At 61.4% G+C, this 17,287-nt stretch carries 17 protein-coding genes and 1 pseudogene; 8 read left to right on the forward strand and 10 right to left on the reverse strand.

Annotation, left to right across the window (positions count from 1 at the left end; translation table 11 throughout):
• Positions 1-45 precede the first annotated feature (45 nt).
• Both drmC and FOB47_RS23595 read right to left on the reverse strand, forming a co-directional pair.
• Positions 46-807 (reverse strand): DISARM system phospholipase D-like protein DrmC, encoded by a 762-nt coding sequence (drmC, locus tag FOB47_RS23590; RefSeq protein WP_174782229.1) that lies wholly within the window; start codon positions 805-807, stop codon positions 46-48.
• A gap of 1 nt (position 808) precedes the next feature.
• Complete coding sequence (locus FOB47_RS23595; protein ID WP_338031318.1) at positions 809-1,927, reverse strand: DrmB family protein; 1,119 nt, start codon at positions 1,925-1,927, stop codon at positions 809-811.
• Positions 1,928-2,144: 217 nt separating this feature from the next.
• Between FOB47_RS23595 and FOB47_RS23600 the strand changes: the two genes are divergently transcribed.
• The 4 genes from FOB47_RS23600 (at position 2,145) to FOB47_RS23615 (ending at position 4,858) form a co-directional block, all read left to right on the forward strand.
• Entirely contained in the window at positions 2,145-2,597 is a 453-nt protein-coding gene (locus FOB47_RS23600; RefSeq protein WP_174782230.1) for a hypothetical protein, read from the forward strand.
• A gap of 85 nt (positions 2,598-2,682) precedes the next feature.
• Positions 2,683-2,895, forward strand: coding sequence for a hypothetical protein (locus tag FOB47_RS23605; RefSeq protein WP_174782231.1), 213 nt, complete (start codon positions 2,683-2,685; stop codon positions 2,893-2,895).
• On the forward strand, positions 2,892-3,848 hold the full coding sequence (locus FOB47_RS23610; protein ID WP_174782232.1) for an ATPase: 957 nt from the start codon (positions 2,892-2,894) through the stop codon (positions 3,846-3,848). The genes FOB47_RS23605 and FOB47_RS23610 overlap by 4 nt, the downstream gene beginning before the upstream one ends.
• A gap of 707 nt (positions 3,849-4,555) precedes the next feature.
• Positions 4,556-4,858, forward strand: a complete 303-nt coding sequence (locus FOB47_RS23615) for an H-NS histone family protein (protein WP_174782233.1) — start codon at positions 4,556-4,558, stop codon at positions 4,856-4,858.
• Between the two features lie 62 nt (positions 4,859-4,920).
• Here the strand turns inward: FOB47_RS23615 and FOB47_RS23620 are convergent, their stop codons facing one another.
• Together FOB47_RS23620 and FOB47_RS23625 are read right to left on the reverse strand one after the other, a co-directional pair.
• Complete coding sequence (locus FOB47_RS23620; protein ID WP_174782234.1) at positions 4,921-5,382, reverse strand: hypothetical protein; 462 nt, start codon at positions 5,380-5,382, stop codon at positions 4,921-4,923.
• Positions 5,383-5,666: 284 nt separating this feature from the next.
• Entirely contained in the window at positions 5,667-6,161 is a 495-nt protein-coding gene (locus FOB47_RS23625; RefSeq protein ID WP_174782235.1) for a hypothetical protein, read from the reverse strand.
• Positions 6,162-6,339: 178 nt separating this feature from the next.
• Here FOB47_RS23625 and FOB47_RS23630 point away from each other — a divergent pair, with 178 nt between their 5' ends.
• Positions 6,340-6,621: a hypothetical protein gene (locus tag FOB47_RS23630; RefSeq protein ID WP_174782236.1), complete on the forward strand. Its 282-nt coding sequence runs from the start codon at positions 6,340-6,342 to the stop codon at positions 6,619-6,621.
• Positions 6,622-7,011: 390 nt separating this feature from the next.
• Positions 7,012-8,409 carry a DNA cytosine methyltransferase gene (locus tag FOB47_RS23635; RefSeq protein WP_174782237.1) on the forward strand — a complete coding sequence of 466 codons (1,398 nt, stop codon included), beginning with the start codon at positions 7,012-7,014 and terminating at the stop codon, positions 8,407-8,409.
• An 822-nt stretch (positions 8,410-9,231) separates the two neighbouring features.
• Here FOB47_RS23635 and FOB47_RS23640 read toward each other — a convergent pair.
• Entirely contained in the window at positions 9,232-10,602 is a 1,371-nt protein-coding gene (locus tag FOB47_RS23640; protein ID WP_174782238.1) for an AAA family ATPase, read from the reverse strand.
• Positions 10,603-11,272: 670 nt separating this feature from the next.
• On the opposite strand from FOB47_RS23640, the gene FOB47_RS23645 reads away from it, so the two are divergent.
• On the forward strand, positions 11,273-11,761 hold the full coding sequence (locus FOB47_RS23645; protein ID WP_012435765.1) for a hypothetical protein: 489 nt from the start codon (positions 11,273-11,275) through the stop codon (positions 11,759-11,761).
• Between the two features lie 86 nt (positions 11,762-11,847).
• Here the strand turns inward: FOB47_RS23645 and FOB47_RS23650 are convergent, their stop codons facing one another.
• From FOB47_RS23650 to FOB47_RS23660, 3 genes are all read right to left on the reverse strand, one after another.
• Complete coding sequence (locus tag FOB47_RS23650; RefSeq protein WP_174782239.1) at positions 11,848-13,578, reverse strand: phage integrase family protein; 1,731 nt, start codon at positions 13,576-13,578, stop codon at positions 11,848-11,850.
• Positions 13,579-13,735: 157 nt separating this feature from the next.
• On the reverse strand, positions 13,736-15,121 hold the full coding sequence (locus FOB47_RS23655) for a heavy metal sensor histidine kinase (RefSeq protein WP_012435767.1): 1,386 nt from the start codon (positions 15,119-15,121) through the stop codon (positions 13,736-13,738).
• Positions 15,118-15,804, reverse strand: coding sequence for a heavy metal response regulator transcription factor (locus FOB47_RS23660; protein ID WP_012435768.1), 687 nt, complete (start codon positions 15,802-15,804; stop codon positions 15,118-15,120). The genes FOB47_RS23655 and FOB47_RS23660 overlap by 4 nt, the downstream gene beginning before the upstream one ends.
• A 189-nt stretch (positions 15,805-15,993) precedes the next feature.
• On the opposite strand from FOB47_RS23660, the pseudogene FOB47_RS23665 reads away from it, so the two are divergent.
• Positions 15,994-16,119 (forward strand): annotated as a pseudogene (locus FOB47_RS23665) (twin-arginine translocation signal domain-containing protein); the annotation flags it as partial.
• A 426-nt stretch (positions 16,120-16,545) separates the two neighbouring features.
• Here the strand turns inward: FOB47_RS23665 and FOB47_RS23670 are convergent.
• Positions 16,546-16,836 (reverse strand): hypothetical protein, encoded by a 291-nt coding sequence (locus FOB47_RS23670; protein ID WP_162491053.1) that lies wholly within the window; start codon positions 16,834-16,836, stop codon positions 16,546-16,548.
• A complete protein-coding gene (locus FOB47_RS23675) occupies positions 16,763-17,089 on the reverse strand; it encodes a four-helix bundle copper-binding protein (protein ID WP_012435770.1) in 327 nt (108 codons plus the stop codon). The genes FOB47_RS23670 and FOB47_RS23675 overlap by 74 nt, the downstream gene beginning before the upstream one ends.
• Positions 17,090-17,287: the final 198 nt, after the last annotated feature.

Genomic DNA, 17,287 nt, shown 5'->3' on the forward strand with positions numbered 1-17,287 from the left:
GGCAGGCAGCGTTGGTCGTGACGGATGGGTTTCGAAGATGAGGGGTCAGACCGGTGACACCGTCTTCGTGTCGACCAACGCCTGCAAATGATCGTGCAGCAACTTCGGGATTTGCCCGCCCGTGAGGAGCACACCGGCCTCCATGTTCTGCTCCATCGCATGGCCGGTCAGGTTGGCGCTGGTGATGAAACACACGTCGCCGTCGGCGACCGCGACCTTGGCGTGAACCCGCCCGTCCGCGAACTGGGCCGCTCGCTCGCGCCAAGCGTAGAGCTTCGCGGTGGAAACCAGCGTCCGCATCTTGCCGATCACGTCGAACGACATGCTGCCACCGTGATCCTGCGACGACTCCAGCAGCATCGAGATGCTCACGCCGCGCGTGCTCGCGCCGTTCAATGCCTTCACGATGGTCGAGACGTCGTAGGCCACGAAGCTGGTGACGAACAAGGTCTGCTTGGCCGCGCCGATGACTTGCAGCAGCGCCTGCTCGGTGCGCCGGGCGGAAACGAAGGGCGTCGTCGGCCCCGTCCACACGAGTTCGGCGGACTGGTGCTTCGACACGTTCTCGAACGCATGGCTGGCGGCGAGCAGCATCGAGGCCAGTTCGCCGGAACCGACCGACGTGGCTTGCCACGCCTCGACGAGTCGTTCGACGACGGCTTTGGCCGTGGCCGTGCCGACGACATCCGACAGGGCGACGTTCGTCTTCGTGTCCCCAATCTTCCGAATCGCGCCCGCCAGTGCTCGCACCTTCTCCGGCGACACGAGACAGACTACGGCTGTGACGGCTTCCAGCAACCTTTCCATGTCACAGCCCCGCGAAGAACGCCGCATCCCCTCGATCGAGGGTCTGCACCAGCAACGATCGGTCGAGGTAACGGTTTCCCCTTTCGCACGAAGTCTCGGCGACCAAGCTGCACGCATGGCAGGCCGCCGCGTGCAGCGAGCGGTCTTTGCCCGGATCGTGCTCCGAGCACAGCGGATCGGACGAACAGACCTTCGACCGGTTCAGCGCCTGCCGCAGCAGCCGCCCGAGGTTTTCAGGCTTGCCCAGATCGACGAGGCCGCCCAGCGTCCCATCGGAATCGGCTGCCGCCGTGTAGATGAGGATGCCCGCTTGAGGGTTCGCGCCCGACGTGTCGGCGTAGATTCGTTCGCGGATGCTCGCCGCGTTGTAGCCGCATTCCAGCGCCAGTTCGCGGATGAGCAGGTGCGAGAGCGTGTGGAGCATGGCATAGCGGATGCCGGGGTAGCCCTCGTTCGGGTCGAGGTGGCGCGAATTGCGCCATCCGCGATGGCCACCTTCAAGCATCCCATCCACACGCTTGACGCCAGCCTGCGCCTCCCACGTCTGCAACGCCGCTTCGTCGAACTGGATGAAGATGCCCTCGCCGTGAACCTGATTCGCCGGAACCCAATCCGGCTTGCGGCGCGCGAGGCCCGCCATCTGCGGACGCTCGTTCGGATCGCTCGTTTCCTCGGGCGCTTCCACGCGGGTGAAACCAAGCAGTGCATTGACCTCGCGCAGCCGCTCCAGCAGCAGCACCCTGCCAATCCGGTTCTCGAAGCCGGGAGGCGTGGCGACCTTCTTGCTCATGAAGTGCGGGTAGTCGGCAGGCGGATTGGCCGCCGTCAGCACATCCCACTCCGGCCCCTTGATGTCGGCTTCGCCAACCGTCTCCTGGCCGCCGCCGTTGCGATGGGCTTCGATAGCCGCCCAGATGTCCGATGCCGGGTACTTGTCGATGCCCGGCAAGGCTCCGGTCTTCTTCAGCGTCTTCACCGTAACGGCGACGGCAGTCTCGGAATCCAGATCGTCGAAGAACTCCCACCCGTCCTGGATCAACTGGCCGAGCGGGTCTTTCGCCTGCGGGATGGCGAGCGCCGACCGCGTGATCGGGAACCAACTGTTCGTCGAACCGAGCAGGACGGCCCGCGCTGGTGCTCATGGTCAGTGCGGCGTGACTCCATCCGCGCTGCTCACGCAAACGTTCGGCTTCGCCCGGTCGGCAGACGCCTGGCTGCGCGAGCGGGCTGCTGCGTCCACTACGTCGGCGCTGGCGCGCTTCCGGCGTGGCTTGGATGGCTCCCAGCATGCCTTCCCCGCAAAGCCGGCGAAGCCACGCATGTGACAGGGCGCCAAGATGACAACTAGTTCCACAGACGTTCCTGGCGGGAAACAAGCCAACGCTTACACCAAGGATGCGGCGTCGCAAGGGGAGCGCCAGTTCTATGACGTCAAGCCTCTTCCCAAAGATGTCGCGCTCGAAAGGTGGGCGCATTTTAAAGACGCCTGCATCGATGACCGGTTCGGCGATCAAGAGCGAAGGATTGTCGGCCTGATTAGAGGGGGAGCGACGAAGTCCCAGCTCATCCAGTTTTGGCGGGAGACAAAGCACCTAAGTTGGCCTGGCAGCTACGGGCAGTCGCCGTGGGAAACTGCATCGGCTGTCGGCGCCGCATTGGATGCTGCGCTGACCGGTAAGCCCCTGAGCGCTTATCACCGCGGCATCATCTGTGTCCTGGAGCGCACAATCTCGGCGCTCGCCCATGGTCACGGTCGCGTGGTAGCAGCCCCGCAAGGGATGAAAATGTAGGACCGGACACACGCTTCGGCGATGTCCAAGCGTGCCCCGCGTGATGGGCCTATAATGGAATCCATGGGCGACATGGAGATGTGAAATGGCTTCTAAACTGACCAAGTACATCATGAGCGAACGCTTCCAGAGCGTTGTTGGCCAGGGTGTCAACAAGGCAGTTGCTAGGACCCGCGCAGCTGGCCTGACGCCCGCTGGCGATCCGGAGATCAAGCCAAGCACTCGTCCTGCGACTACGGTGATCGTTGAAGGCCCCACGCCAGCGAAACCGAGGCGCAAGACTTTGCGAGTTGCATGACTGACACAGAGAATAAGAACGAATCCACAGTAATCTGCTTCGCCGGCCCAAACGGGTCCGGCAAGAGCACCGCAATAATCGAGGTCGTCGAGGACTATGGACTTCCCCCGGAGGCATATATCAATGCCGACGATATCGCCAAGTCCCTTGAAGGCGAAATCTTCGACTATCGCGAGCGTAACCTAAGGGCCGCTGAGATTGCTGAGCAGCGCCGGCTGGCTGCGCTGGAATCCGGTAAGGATTTTGCCTTCGAAACGGTCATGTCGACCCCGGAGAAAGTTGCACTGCTGACCCAAGCGAAGGCGAAGGGTTATGAGGTCGCTCTTATCTTCGTGTCTACCAATGACCCGGAGATTAACGTGGCCCGCGTTGCGAACCGCGTGGCGCTAGGTGGCCACGCCGTAGATCCAGACGCGGTTCGGGACCGCTACCGTCGAGCGCACGATTTATTGGCTTGTGCCGTCGAGCATGCGGATGCCGCCCTTGTTCATGACAACTCAGCAACCAATGCCCAGCATGTTGTCGTAGCGAGGAAGTTCGAGGGCGAAGTCCAGTTCTTTTCCTACGCCGAGCGGGATACGTCTTGGGCAACGAATGCATTGGAGCGACCGTGGCGCGAGCGGGTGGCCTCCCGTTCGGAGCTTCTTTCGGTTATGGTCGAGCGGGCAGTCGAGCGGGGCGAAGAACCGCCTGCTGAGCCGAAGTGGGCGGAAGCCTTCAATGGTGCCGACTACATGGGGCTAGTGCTCTCTCACACTGACCACCACGTGCTGCAGCTCAACGCGAAAGGCGAATACGTTCTGCACGACCGCCAGTTGCTGGCCACGGACGTCATCAAGGATGGTGCTTGGCAGTGCCTGCAATATAGGTACGCCAAAGGTAAGATCGACCGCGCGGGATTGCTTGCCGCCGCGGTCCCTGAAGAGAAAGGTAGCCAGCGGCCCAAGTTGTAGCGCGCGGCGCGACTCTAGCGCCTGCCGCCCAGGCAGGCGCCCTCCTACCTTGGGCCGCTCAGGTCCTCACCAGCTGACCCGCTTGGGACCAGAGGCTCGTGTAGCCTGGCACCCAACTCGACACGTGGTCGACACCTGCGCCAGCCCCGTGGGCCATCTCCCACCACGACACCGCAGCGCTCACGCCAAACAATGCTCCCGCATCTGCACGAGATGCACCGGTACCGTCGACGACCTGGTACCGGTGCTCCAGCGCTGGATGGCGCGTGGTGTTGTCGATGTTCTCTAACGGAAGGACCGACACCAGTAGCGAGTGCTCCTCAGAACATTCGGAGTGACCGCACCGGAACGAGACAAAGAAATCTGGCTGCCAGTCTCCCACGGGAGCCGGGTTGGAGTGCCAAGTCCATCCCGCTAAATCAAAGAAGGCGGCCCAGCGCGCAAGTAGCTTTGTCCTGAACTCCATTCCCTTGTAGTAGCTTGCCATGTTGAACTATGTGGTTACCCGTTGATTTAGAGTCCGTCTTCCGGCCGGTACGGAGCGCCTCTCGGCCAAGGCGATATTCTATGCCGTTGCGTGTCCATAGCGCTGGTCTAGACGCAACGCAGTGGCCCGAAAGCCAGACAGCTTGTAGCATCGCAATGGCCGAAAAGTATGACCGCATATTTGCATCGATCTTAGACGCAAACTTCAAAGGAATTCCAAGATGCCAACGTACAAGGAACTGCTCGCCGAAAAGCAAGCATTGGAAGAAAGACTGAACGAGGCCCGAGAAAGTGAGATAGGCGCTGTGATCGAGAAGATCCGCGCCTTGATGGAAGACTATGGCCTCACGATAGATGACCTCGCGCCACGGAGGGGCCGAGGCCGTCCGCGTGGCGCAGGCGGCACCAGGAAGGCTGCTCCGGCGAAATACAGGGATCCGAAGACAGGAAAGACCTGGTCTGGCCGAGGCCGAGCCCCTGGCTGGCTTGGTAAGCGGCCAGAGAGATTTTTGATCAAAGACTAATTGCGCAGCTGGCCGCAATGATCGTGACTTTACAGGCCGCGGGCTACGGAGCAAGCGGCCACCTACAATCGGACACGCGGAGCAGCAGATAGTCCGGTCAGCGCCACGCTCCTATCGGACAGGATCGACGCCCACGCCGGATCTGCGCTGGCGAGAAGCCGAAGCTTCTCGCCCGGCTCGCTGAACAATGCAGCAAACGTTCTGCACTGATCGACGTCCTCTTTCCCTGGTCTCGAAATCGAGGCCACGGGGCCGCCGCCACATCTCTGCCACGCTTGCGGCATCGTGACCGCGGCGAAGAATTGCTCGGCCCGCGTCAATTCGCGCCGCAACGCGACCTCCAGCAACTGTACAGCGTCAGCGTCAGCGATGGGCTGTGCCCAGGGCGACGGCATTGCAATCGGCCTTTCCGATACCACGACCCGCGGCGTCACGTCAAATGTCACGCCCAAATGCAGACGACGCCGTTCCCCTTGGCTATCCACCTGGACCATGATCAGATCCCCACGCTTGAGGAAGAGCACCTGTTCTCGACAGCTTTGTACCACGGGCTCGTGTTCCGGACGTTGTCCGTGAGGGATCCCGCTAGTCCGGGCGGTCGACAGGACCGGTTCGTCCGAGGTGATCACAACAGGCAACGTATTTTCCAAAGCAGTTCGCGGAGCCTTTCCAGTGCGAGTTTGCACTACTCGCATTGCACCAACGTACTTGTCGACAGGCGTGGTCGTTGACACCTCTCCAGCGAGGTCGCCATTTGGCGACGTGTAGACGTGGACAGCGCGCGGATGGAGCATACGGTATCTGACCATTAGGTGCGAGGACGCGATGGGCGCGGGCCGAAGTCCGCGTCGGCCTCGCGTGTAATCTGGTCGACCTGCGCAGGGTCCTGGCCGCTCGTCAGCACCTGATGGTCGAGTTTCAATGCTTCGATTTTGGTGTGCTCCAGTTGGTACGCTTTTCGGAGCGCATCCATCTCGCTCACGGACGATGCATTGAGCATTTCCATTTTGATGTCCCGTGCCCGCTCTTCAGCGGCCAGCAGCCGCAGGTGTGTGTCGTAGAGACTTCGTTGCGCCTTCCAACTCTCTGAAACATTGCCAACATACAACTTGGTTGGATCATAGTCGTCGCTACCAACCCCGAAGGCGATCGCGCCGCCAAACGCGACAACGGTGGCGCTGACATACGCTCTCTGCTTCAGCTTTGCGTGAAGCCGCAGTGCCCGGGGTGTCAGGTCGTAGCTGCGAACAAGGTGGTGATCCTCCGTGAGGATCCTCTGCTGTAACCGTTGCAATGCACGCATGGAGATCCCCGAATCAAGGAGCAAGAAACGCTCGAATACGCGAGAGTCGGCGGCTGAACACGGCGTCCGGAACGCTCTTGTCATCTCTGAACACGTCGTCCTCCGTGTCAACCTCGGCCTTAACTATGGCGAGGGCCAAGTCTCGCAAGGCAGGTGCCTGTCGTGCATCGGAAAGCGAATGCTCGATGTCGACTTGAAGCATGGTGTCGCAACCCGTTCAGCCGAGGCAGAGATGCTAGGCGGATGCGTCAAGGTCATCAGCTATGACTGTCATGGCAACGTGACGGCAATCATCACGACCGAAAGCGCGGACAGCCAGGCAGATGCGCAACTGATGGCGGGATTCTTGGAGCTGGAGCGGGCTTCCCGTCTACGGGGTGCCGTCTTCGAACGCTACGAGATGGGCGGGCTCACAGTGATTCCGCGCTTCGTCACGTCGAATTACACGCTGAACTCCTGATCATCATGCTCCAGCCAAATTCGCAGGTACGCTGGCGCGTGACGCTGCATGCGGCCCGAGTTCCCATCAAAGCGGTTGTCTTCAAGCCGGACATCGAAGACATCGTCGAGTGGCCGGTAATCCTTGTGAAGTCGGAGAAGCTACTTTGCTGTTGGGAACGCGATCGCTACATTGTTGGTCCGGTCGGACTTTGGCCTCGCTCCAAACGGGTTGAGATCGAGAGGTATTTCGATGAGAAGGGCGGCGCGACTAATGTTCCGCGTGCCTCAGCCCACGTCCGGGAATTTCCCCGCCCTTGGTGGGCGCTTCGGCCGAAGCGATCTGTACCTATCGTCTCCCTTATCGACGGGCGACATCGCACTAGGTAGTCTCTCGCACGGTGGCGGCATCATGTCACATGCAATTCACGCCGGCCTCGAGCGCGCCGGGCTGAAGGCAAAGTTGCAATTTGCCAACGAGATCCGGCCGGAGCTTCTTGAGCACGCGTCCACCTTCAATGACGCATGGGAGTCTGACACGGTGCCGTTGGCCGCTCCGATGCAAGAGCTGGCCTTCGATGATCGTGGGCTGGCACACATACCGAAGGTCGAGGTTCTTGAAGCAGGCATTCCGTGCTCGGGAGCGAGTCGCGCAGGCACAGCCAAGCGAGGCCTTAAGCACCCAGAAGCCCACCCCGAAGTCGGCCACCTGGTTGTGTCGGCGCTGATCATCCTCAACAAGGCGGCGCCGGCAATCGTCACTATCGAGAACGTGCCGACCTACGCGAATACAGCATCCGCCAGTATCCTCCGGTCCCAGCTTCGCGACCTTGGCTACACCACACATGAGCGCATTCTCAATGGCAAGGAGTGGGGCGCTATGGAGAATCGGGACCGCTGGTGCATGGTGGCTGTAACCCAGGGAATCGATTTCGACTTTGACCAGCTGATGCCGCCGAAGGCAATGCGGAGGGTGATCGGTGACCTATTGGATGACATTCCAGCGGATGACGCACGCTGGGGAACGATGAAGGGCCTAGTTGAGAAGGAAGCCAGAGACCGCGCAGCAGGCAAGAACTTCAAGATGCAGGTCTTTGAGGAAGGGGATGACAGTGTGGCCACGCTGACCAAAGGCTACGCGAAAATCAGGTCGACCGATCCGAAGCTAAGGCATCCGAGCATCCCATCGCTGATGCGGCAATTCACGCCTGCCGAACACGCGCGCTTCAAGCAGATTCCCCCTCATCTACTAGGCGACGCCTCTGAGACAATGAAGCATGAGATGCTTGGGCAGTCAGTCGTCTATGAAAAGTTTGCCGATGTCGGACATCACATTGGGAATTCGGTGAACCGATTTGCCGGGCGTCCAGAAGTGGAGATGGAAAACCGCGTTGCTGCTCGCTTCCAAGAGCAGCTCGGCTTGGACAGGGAGATTGCTCATCTGGCATCAAGCGTTGTGGAAGACTTGCAACGGCCTGAGCGGGAGGAAAGCCGCTATGTCGGGCGGATCGTCGCCGTGCGCAAAGATGTGGTTGTGCAGCAGGTAGGCGATCTCACCGGAATCCTCCATGAGGCGGTGTCGCTGCGTGAGATTCCGAAGCTTGGCCAGGCAGTGGAAATCCGTTATCGCGACGGCCATGCCGTCGTGAGCGCATTGTCGCCGGTCGACGCGCTTCCCGCGCCGCTATCGACGGACACTCCTGCAGTAAGAAGCGCAAAGCAGAGGTTTCGCACAGAAGGCATGGTGGCTTCTTCGGAGGACAAGAGCACTTTTGAGGCACTGCCAAGATCAACCCGGATGCGCATGTAGGCATTCCCCGGGGGCCGCTACTGGGAGGCCCCCTAGACTACCGACCGCAGTTCGGCTGAAGCGAAATGGTAATCCGTCCGCTCATCAGACGACCATTCTGGCGACTCAAGCCGTCCGCTCCAGGATCGGGAGCACGGGGCTCGCAAGCGACTGACTTCCACAGGCGTACGACAGCAGCAGCCAACATACCTCGGGACAGCAGGAAGGCCCAATGTTCCAGGAACGTCATCCGTCGCAGATCTGCCATGGCAGAAACATTGACGGTATGGCCTAGGGCCTGTTGTAAAGCCGACGCTATTTGCTCCCGTCGCCGGGCCTTGTGAAGAAGCGGCGAATCCATGCTGACGGTCCTAAAGCCGCTTCGCTGGGCCCAATTGATAACTCGCACGGCCTCAGCGACGAAGTGCGTCAGGGTGGAACGCTTCTCTAGGGCCGACGCGACGAACGACTTTGGCAGGTGAATCCTAAGCTCTTTGCGCCGTCCGAGTGCGATCTCCAATCCGTGCATTCGTGAAGAGAGGCCACGGCAAACGAGGGCCCCGGCAGCAAGCGACCCATAGTAGTACGACTCCAGGCGAAGATCGCTGAAGTACATAATGCCAAGGATCGAGACCGTCGGCAGGAAGCACAAAGCCACGCCGAGAAGCCAATGCAGATTGGATCGCAGCCGAAACTGAAAAAGATATGCCCGACGTACCGGGCCTGTTATTGGATTGGCATTCATTCGTCGAAGATCGGAGCTGTCTGCGGTCGCGCAAATATATCCTACGGTCACATGTCGCAAAGCTCCCGGATAGGAGTAGCGCCGCAGTTCTGGCATGTCTACGAAGCGGAGTCTTCCCACTCGGACACCGACGTCTCGGTGCGGACGCCGCGGGGAATGCTCGGTCCACGATAGCCGCTGCGTGCGTTGCCGATATGCATCGCTTGCTTTCGTGCTGGCTGCTCGCCGGTTAGCGCTATGCCGTTTGCTTCAGCCTGCATGCGGACGTATCCGCGCAGCATCTTCTCCGTGTAGGTATAGAGTCCCTGTCGCCCGCCTTGAGGCTGCGTCAGCAAAGAGCCATAGGCTGCCCCACGGAGCTTCCGGAGCTGTGCCGCAAATCGCGCTCGTTCCAACGGTTGTCGCCCGTCAGCTCGCTTCGAAAGAACCATTTGGTATGACTGAAAGATGCCATCCACGGTTCGTGTCAGATCCTCGTGATCCGCCGTTGCCCAAACAAGATCCTCCATTTCAGGATGGTGAACGACGGCCTTCTCGTAGGGGCGCTTTAGCTCCCCAATGGTAGAAAGAATGGCCTCGCCCAACCCGTGAAGGAACAGATCCGCGTCGATTTCAGTCACTTCGGAATCAGAAGTGAATGCGGCCCATAGGATCTTTTCCGTTATCAGGTGAACGTAGTAGGGAAATCCATCGCTGACCATGGCGATGCGCCAGTTGACATCGTTGTCGAGTTGGAGATCGAACGCATCGGCTGCTGCCTGAACGATCTCCCTGCGAGCGTTCCAGCCTAAGCGGAGTAGGTTCACTTGCTCGAGTTGCCGATACGACGACTGGTGGGCCCCCAAGAGTTCGTCAAGTGAGTGGCCTATGCCCGTGAAGATGAACTTTATGTCGATTGACCGATCGCCCATTTGTTTGAGAAGGGCAGCAAACTTGTTGCGCTCCGCGCTGTCGGAAATCGCATCGAACTCATCAATTACCACCGCTGTATTGCCGGGGCGCTTCTCGGCAACCTCCTCTAGAAGCGCGACGGCGTCCCCGATGGACCGGATCCGGGCGGCAATGTCGGCTGCGCTGATCTCTGTACCCGCCGCCATCTTGATCTTGGCCAGGTCAAGGGTGGCAGAGCGGGTCGTCTTGATGTTCTCGGTCCGTGGTTGACGGAGAGCCTGCATAACGATATTCGCAATTACTGTGCAAAACGTGTCATCTGGCGAGCCGGAAACAAAGACAGGGGCTGCCTGCGCGCTTTGATACTGGACGGCAGCGGTCTGCCCCAGCGAACTCTTGCCGACACCACGATCACCATGAATGAACACATGCCGCCCTGGCGCGTAAAGGCTTTGCTTGATAGTTTCTAACTCCTTATCGCGGCCCTTCAGAAACTCGATACTATGAATTGGTCGCGAAGCAGACAGGATGGTACCGAGCTTCGTTCCGAACTCGTCTTCCGTGTATCCTCGAATCACATCTCCTCCGTTCAATAGGCACTGATGGTGCTCGGCAGCGTCGGGAGCGGCTGATAATGGCGCACTGGGATCCGCATAGGCGTCGCATCGCCTATTATTGCACCGCCACCGCTGGCCGCACCTTCGCGGTAATATGGATGTCGCCGGCAGCGGCTGATCTGCGTGCACGTGGAGACCTCGCGCTCTGTCTAGTCTTAGTCCGACATTAGCAAGTAGCCGTAACGCTATATTCGCCGAAAATAGTTATTATGACAAATGACAGACCTGAGACCGCGCGGAGCATGGCGCGGACGTTAATTTGCATAAATTTGTTACCCGTTTTTGCATAAATTTGTTACCCGCCCCTAGGCGCTTACCTTTCGGAGGCTGGCAGTTTCGATGACGGCACAGCCGGCGACTATGCCGGGAGCGCCGTGTGCTCTCTCTACCGTTTGCACGTGCTCGCGCCCCCGCCTGCGAGATACCCCTGTCCGAGTTGTCGGCCTCTTTGCTAGCCGTGTAAAGTGACGCAAAGTTACTTTAGGACACTGCCGTGGCGTGGCAGACAATTCGGGGGGCGGACATGGAATCTTCGGCGGTGCCTTGGTCACAGGGCGTGCAAGTACTGTCTTGGCTGGCGCGCGAGCCATGTGTGCGAAATCCGGATGCTGTAGCGCGAGCGTGGGAGGTGATGGCCCCTGCCGCACCGACGCTGGCCGATTGCGGACGGATGTATGCAGCCTATGGCCGGAGCTTTTCAGTCGCCCAACTGCGCTACATCGCGCAGCATTCGGCAGCGCTGTCGCTCGCGCGCTGGGCGGCCTCCGGTTGGCCTTATCTGCGGTTCAATGAGGACCATGGCTTTACCGCCGGCCCCACCTACGTCGCGCTCCGACCAGGTCAGGTGACGCCCAGCTTCTGGGCATTTTGCTTCGGCACCGTGACCATGTTCGGCCTGGCCGTCGCGGCATTCACCTATGGCAAGACTTCCGGCGGCGTGGGCGGTTTGGTGCTGGCGGCCATCTGCTTGGCCTTTCTGATGCTCGAGTTCGTCGATTTGCGCAGCCGTCACCATGCACGGCGCGCGATCGCCCTGTGCGCGGCGGGGCCACACGCCGACAGCATGACGGTCGCCGTGATGCCAACAAGGGGATTCGGCTTGAAGGATTCCGTGTTTTGAGCCCGAACCGCTCGGCAACGAAGGGGCAAGATTGTAGTCCCTTATTCGTCCGTACAGCCCGCTATTGGCGCCCTTGCGGGTGTCATTTACGCCCCAAATGCCTCTCCGATCTGCCTTGCCCTTTTTACCTCGTCGCTGTGCAGGTAGATCGACGTCGTCGACACGGACGCATGCCGCAGGTTGTCTCGAACGATGGTCAGTTCCGCGCCGCTTCCTAGCGCGTGTGTGGCGTGCGTATGGCGCATCCAGTGGGGACTGGCGCGGCGCAGCTTGTCCGCCGCCGCGGGATGGTCTGCACCAATGACATCCGCAGCCAGCTTGAAGAACCGCTTCACCACATGCCATAGCCGCGTGCTGGAGATGCCGATCTCGGGCTCGCTGCCCAGATCACCGACCAGGCGGACCTCGGGACGCCACAAACGCCGACTGATGGGCAGTCCGCGTTCCGTCAGGTAGCGCTCCACCGCCCGCCGCGCCAACGGGGCCATTGCCACGTTGCCGCTGCGGCCGCCCTTGCCGGTCAGCTCGAGCCATTCGTCGCCTTGCGCGTCGGTCCAGATATCCCCGAGCGTGGCTCCTACCAGCTCGCTGGGACGTAGCCCCGTTGCATAGGCAAAATCCAGCACGAAGCGCAGGCGCTGCGCCGCGGCGGCCTCCCAACCGTAGGACCACTCGAGCCCGTCGGCAATGGTCCGCACCAACTTCCATTCACCGTCGGTAAAGGCGCGCGAATTGTCCAGCGCCGCGGTGCGGCCGCCGCCGCGCACCTTGATGCCGGCGAAGGGATTGGCCAGCACGTAGCGTTGCTCGACCAGCCACCGGAACATCGCCCCAAGGATGGACAGCGCATGGGCGACCGAGCGTGCGGCCAGCGCACCGGTGAACGGCCGCCAGTCCGGCGACGAGCGCGGGCGTGGCGGCCCGACCCACCGCTCTCGTGGCATGGGACGCCGCAGGAAGGCGCGGTAGGCCACGGCGTCTTCGGTGGTCAACGACGACAGCGGCCGCTGACGCTCGACGATGGCCCACAGGATCAGCCGTTCCGCTTCCTTGCGGTAGGTGCGGTGAGTAGCCGGTGACTCGTGCAGCGCCAGCCAGGCCTGCACCGCCTCGTAGTCGTTGTCCGCGGTCAAGGTGCACGTCGCGCGCGGGGCGCGAAAGCGCCCTTCGGAGCCGTCGACCTGATGGGGCAAGCGTAGCTGCTCCCACGGCACGACGCTGCTGCGCCGCTCCTGCACGATCAGCGCGCGGGCCCGCTCGGTCAGCTCGGGATGCGCGGCGAAGAACGCCTCGATCTGTCTGGCACCGGTCGCGCCCAGCCTCGGGATGGCTGCCCACCAGCGTCGGCGCCTGGGCACGCGCACCGTCAGCGCCGCCAGCGTCTCGATGCCGTGGGCGCGCAGGGCGGCGACGGCGCGGGCCGGTAGCCAGCGGCCGATGTCGTCGGTGATCGCTGGCTGTGGCGTCGGCAGCGTGCGCAGGACCTCGATAGCACGGTCGGCCACCCTGCCCTGCGCCACCCGCGCCGACGCCGGCATCTCGAACAACGCGGCCAGATCGTCGCGGCCGCGCTCGCGTGCCAGCAAGGCAAGCCGGCGGCGAATGCGGCCCAGCACGGCGCGCGAGGATTGGCCGCGCGCCCTCTCCTCCCCCAGGTATTGCGCCACGGCTTGCCGGGAGCTCAGGCCGGCATGCCAGGCACGCAGCGCGGCCAGGGACGCGGCATCGGGGAGTGCCGTGGAGGCATCGGTCGGGGCCGTATCCATACCCGTGCTGGCGGATGATGTGGAGTTAGGTAGGGTCAGGCGTGATTTCATGGGGGCCAGTTTAGCGCAGCGAACTGGCTATTACGATAAGGATACTTATCTCAATAGCGTCGCTATTGGCAGCGGGATCCGGCACATGGCCTAACAGTATGCCGATCTTGCTGGCATCAGCACGTGCCTCGCAGCTCGCCATGGGGGACCGGCCTCCCTAAGCTCGTGGCTGGCGCCGCGGGAAGGTCAGAATAAAGCGGGTGAGACCGCCTGACGACTCAGCCGAGATTCCACCGCGGTGCGCCACCATGATGGCTTGCGTGATCGACAAGCCAAGCCCCACGCTGTCCGAATCAGCGCGCGCCCTGGACTTGTCGGCCCGAAAGAACCGGTCGAACAACGACGGCAACAGCTCGGGATCGATCCCCTCGCCCTGGTTCTCGACCACGATGGTGGCGCCGCCGTCTTGCTCGCATGCCTTGATCACAATCGCTTTGCCGCTGGGCGTATACCGCAGTGCGTTCGACAGCAGATTGCTCAGTGCGCGGCGCAACATCAGGCGATCGCCCACGATGCTGGCGTCGCCCTGCAGGCGCAGCTGCACACCCTTGTCCTCGGCCAAGGCGTCGTAGAAATCAAACAGCGCGCGGGCCTCGTCGCCGACATGGATCGACTCCTCGTTGGGCAGCGTGATGCCGTGCTCCATCTTGGCCAAGTAAAGCATATCGGACACCATGCGGCCAAGGCGCAGCAGCTCCTCGGCGTTGGAGGCCAACACGTCGCGGTACTTGGCGGCCTCGCGCGGCTGCGACAACACGACATGGGTCTGGGTCATCAGGTTGGTGATCGGCGTGCGCAATTCGTGAGCCAGGTCGGACGAGAATTCGGACAATCGCCGGAAATCGTCCTGCAAGCGCTCGAGCATGGCATTCAGCGTCGCCGCCAGATCGGCCATCTCCACCGGCACGGTCTCCACGGGCATGCGGGCGTCAAGGTGATTCGACGTGACACCCTTGGCGCGAGAGGCCATCGTTCGCAACGGCGCCAGACCGCGCCTGGCTGCCCACCAGCCGAACAAGCCGCTGGCGAGCACCGCCAACGTGGTATAGAAGGCCAGCGAGCGACGAAACGCGTGCATAAAGTGGGCATGGATTTCGGTGTCCATGCCGACCATCACCGCCAAGGGCACCGACTCGCCGGGCACTGTCGCGTGCGCGCGCATACCTCGGTATTCCTTGTCTCCCTGCTGCCAGCTCAAGGTCGTCTCATCCGGTCCAAGCCGGCCAATAACGTTGAGCATGGCGCCAAAATCGAACCCATTGGTGCGGTAAATGACGTCACCTTTCGCGGTGCTCACATGGGCGACAAAACCGGGGTGATGTTCCACCATTTCCGCAAGACGGCTCGGCAGGTGCGTGCTGGATTGCTCCTGAGCGATCTTTTGAATCAGACGAACGTTGTCCCCAAGCACCACATAATCTTCGTCGGCAAAATGCCGGTCCATGGAAAGCCAGATCAGTATTCCGAGGCCAAGTAGCACCAATGCCGACGTCAGAGAAAACAACAACGTCAGCCGCATGGTCAGCGACATACGGCGCTTCATTCTTGCCCCTCGGGCGCTTCCAGCACGTACCCCATGCCTCGCACCGTCTGAATCAGCTTGGCGTCGAAGTCGTCGTCGATCTTGGCTCGCAAGCGGCGAATCGCAACGTCGATCACATTGCTGTCGCTGTCGAAGTTCATATCCCACACCTGGGACGCAATCAACGAGCGGGGCAGAACTTCTCCCCGCCTGCGGGCGAGCAGTTCGAGCAGCGCAAACTCCTTGCTGGTCAGCGCTATCCGGCGACCTCCGCGCGAAGCGCGACGTCGACTAAGATCAAGCACCAGGTCGCCCACCTGAATGCGGTCCAGCCCCATCTGCACAGTGCCGCGGCGCAGCAGCGTCCGGACGCGAGCCAACAGTTCGGAGAATGCAAATGGCTTTACCAGGTAATCGTCCGCGCCGAGCTCCAGTCCCTTGACCCGATCAGCGACGCTGTCGCGGGCAGTAAGGAACAAGACCGGAACCGCGCTCTCGGCCGCGCGCAGGCTCAGCAGAATTCTCCAGCCATCGAGGTCCGGCAGCATGACGTCGAGAATAATCAGATCGTAAGACTCGTTGAGCGCCAGGTGTTGTCCATCAAGCCCGTTGCCAACCAGGTCGACAACGAATCCGGCCTCGGTCAATCCCTGGCGCAGGTACTGGCCTGTCTTGGATTCGTCCTCTACGACGAGCAGTTTCATGTTCGAGCTTCCTTTTTCCGATTGTATGGCTGCGCTTGGGTCAGCCCATGGCGAGTCTACGCAGCCCTGCTCCGAGTGGCCCGGACATTACCGGAATGTAATGTTCAGGTAAGTTGTCGGTAGCCTCGTCCTCGTTACTCTCTCTTTGCCGCTGTCCGATGCGGCCATTCAAGCAAAAAGGACTATTTCATGGGACGTGATCGACAGTCTGGCATTGTGCTGGCCAACCTACCGCGCCGCCGCTTCGTGCAGGGTCTGGCTGCGGGGGGTGTGATGGCAGGATTGTCCGGTCTTGGGGGCATCGCGTGGGCCCAAGCATCAGACAAGCCGCGCTCGTACCGCCAAACGGGCTGAAGCGCAGCAACACAAGCCACAGAAGCCGGACGACTCCAAGGCGATGTTGCGCCACCATGACGCCATGATGCAAAAGTGTCGCGAAATGATGGATCAGACCAAGTAACCCAGCCGCTCTCCGGTGCGCTGCGTGCGCGCGGTCGCCGGAGCGATCTCCGGGCGGGCATCAACTAGGCGGCCACCGCCCTTATCCGGCGCACTACGCGGCCGCCGGTCCAGCAACAACTTAGCCCGCCCATCATGCGCTTATGCATCAACAGCATGCCTACCACAGCCAGGATGGCAATCACGCAGATGATTGTGCACACAACTCGCACGGAGGCGGCTCTTCCGATGGACCCGCGATGGGTGGCACGCCGCAGCCGCCGGCACGAATGAGCGACTTCGTCAACGGTGACGGCGCAACGAATCGACGCTAGGGATGTCTTCGCCATGCTCGACCGGACGCTGAGACGGCATCCCGTCGCCGCTGGTGGCGGCCGGAAGAACCGACGCGTTTAATGACAGCGACGTTGCAGTCCTGTAGTCCGCGCGGGCTTTCGCGTGACCGTAGAGAGCCAAAAAGTTAGCGTCATGGCCGTTCTGCCGTTGGCAGCCGATCGTGCTACGCCATGGCGCGGCATGCCTGCGCACAACGCCGGCACGCTTGAGCGCATTCCTGGCAATGCTGAGCCGCATGTCGCTCGCACTCGGCACCGCATGCTTCGCAAGCGGTCGCGCAAAGGTTGCACAGATCCTTGGCGAAGCGACTTCCCCGCGCCATATAGGCGCTGGCCATCCGGCACATTGCGGCGCAATCGAGATCCAGGCGAATGCACTCGGCCATCTCGTGTACGTTCGGCTCACTTAGACACGAGGCGGCGCAGTGCTCGCATGCCACTGCGCAAGCATTGCACTCGTCGATACAGTGTTGAAAATTCTGATGCGGCATGGTCGGCTCCTTGAAGTGATGACGCCACGTCGGCGCCGCTATCGTCACAGCAATATTTGGACCGGCCGCACCGCGAGGCCGCAGCGCTCGCACGTTTTGCCCTCCCTTTGCTCGCGACGGTGCTATGACCGCGCTCATTTCCGCTTAAAGATTGAGGCCAAATTACAAGGCGAGGAATATCTTTCAGGAATAAGCTTG

It is taken from the genome of Cupriavidus gilardii (assembly GCF_013347325.1).
Lineage (GTDB): Bacteria > Pseudomonadota > Gammaproteobacteria > Burkholderiales > Burkholderiaceae > Cupriavidus > Cupriavidus gilardii.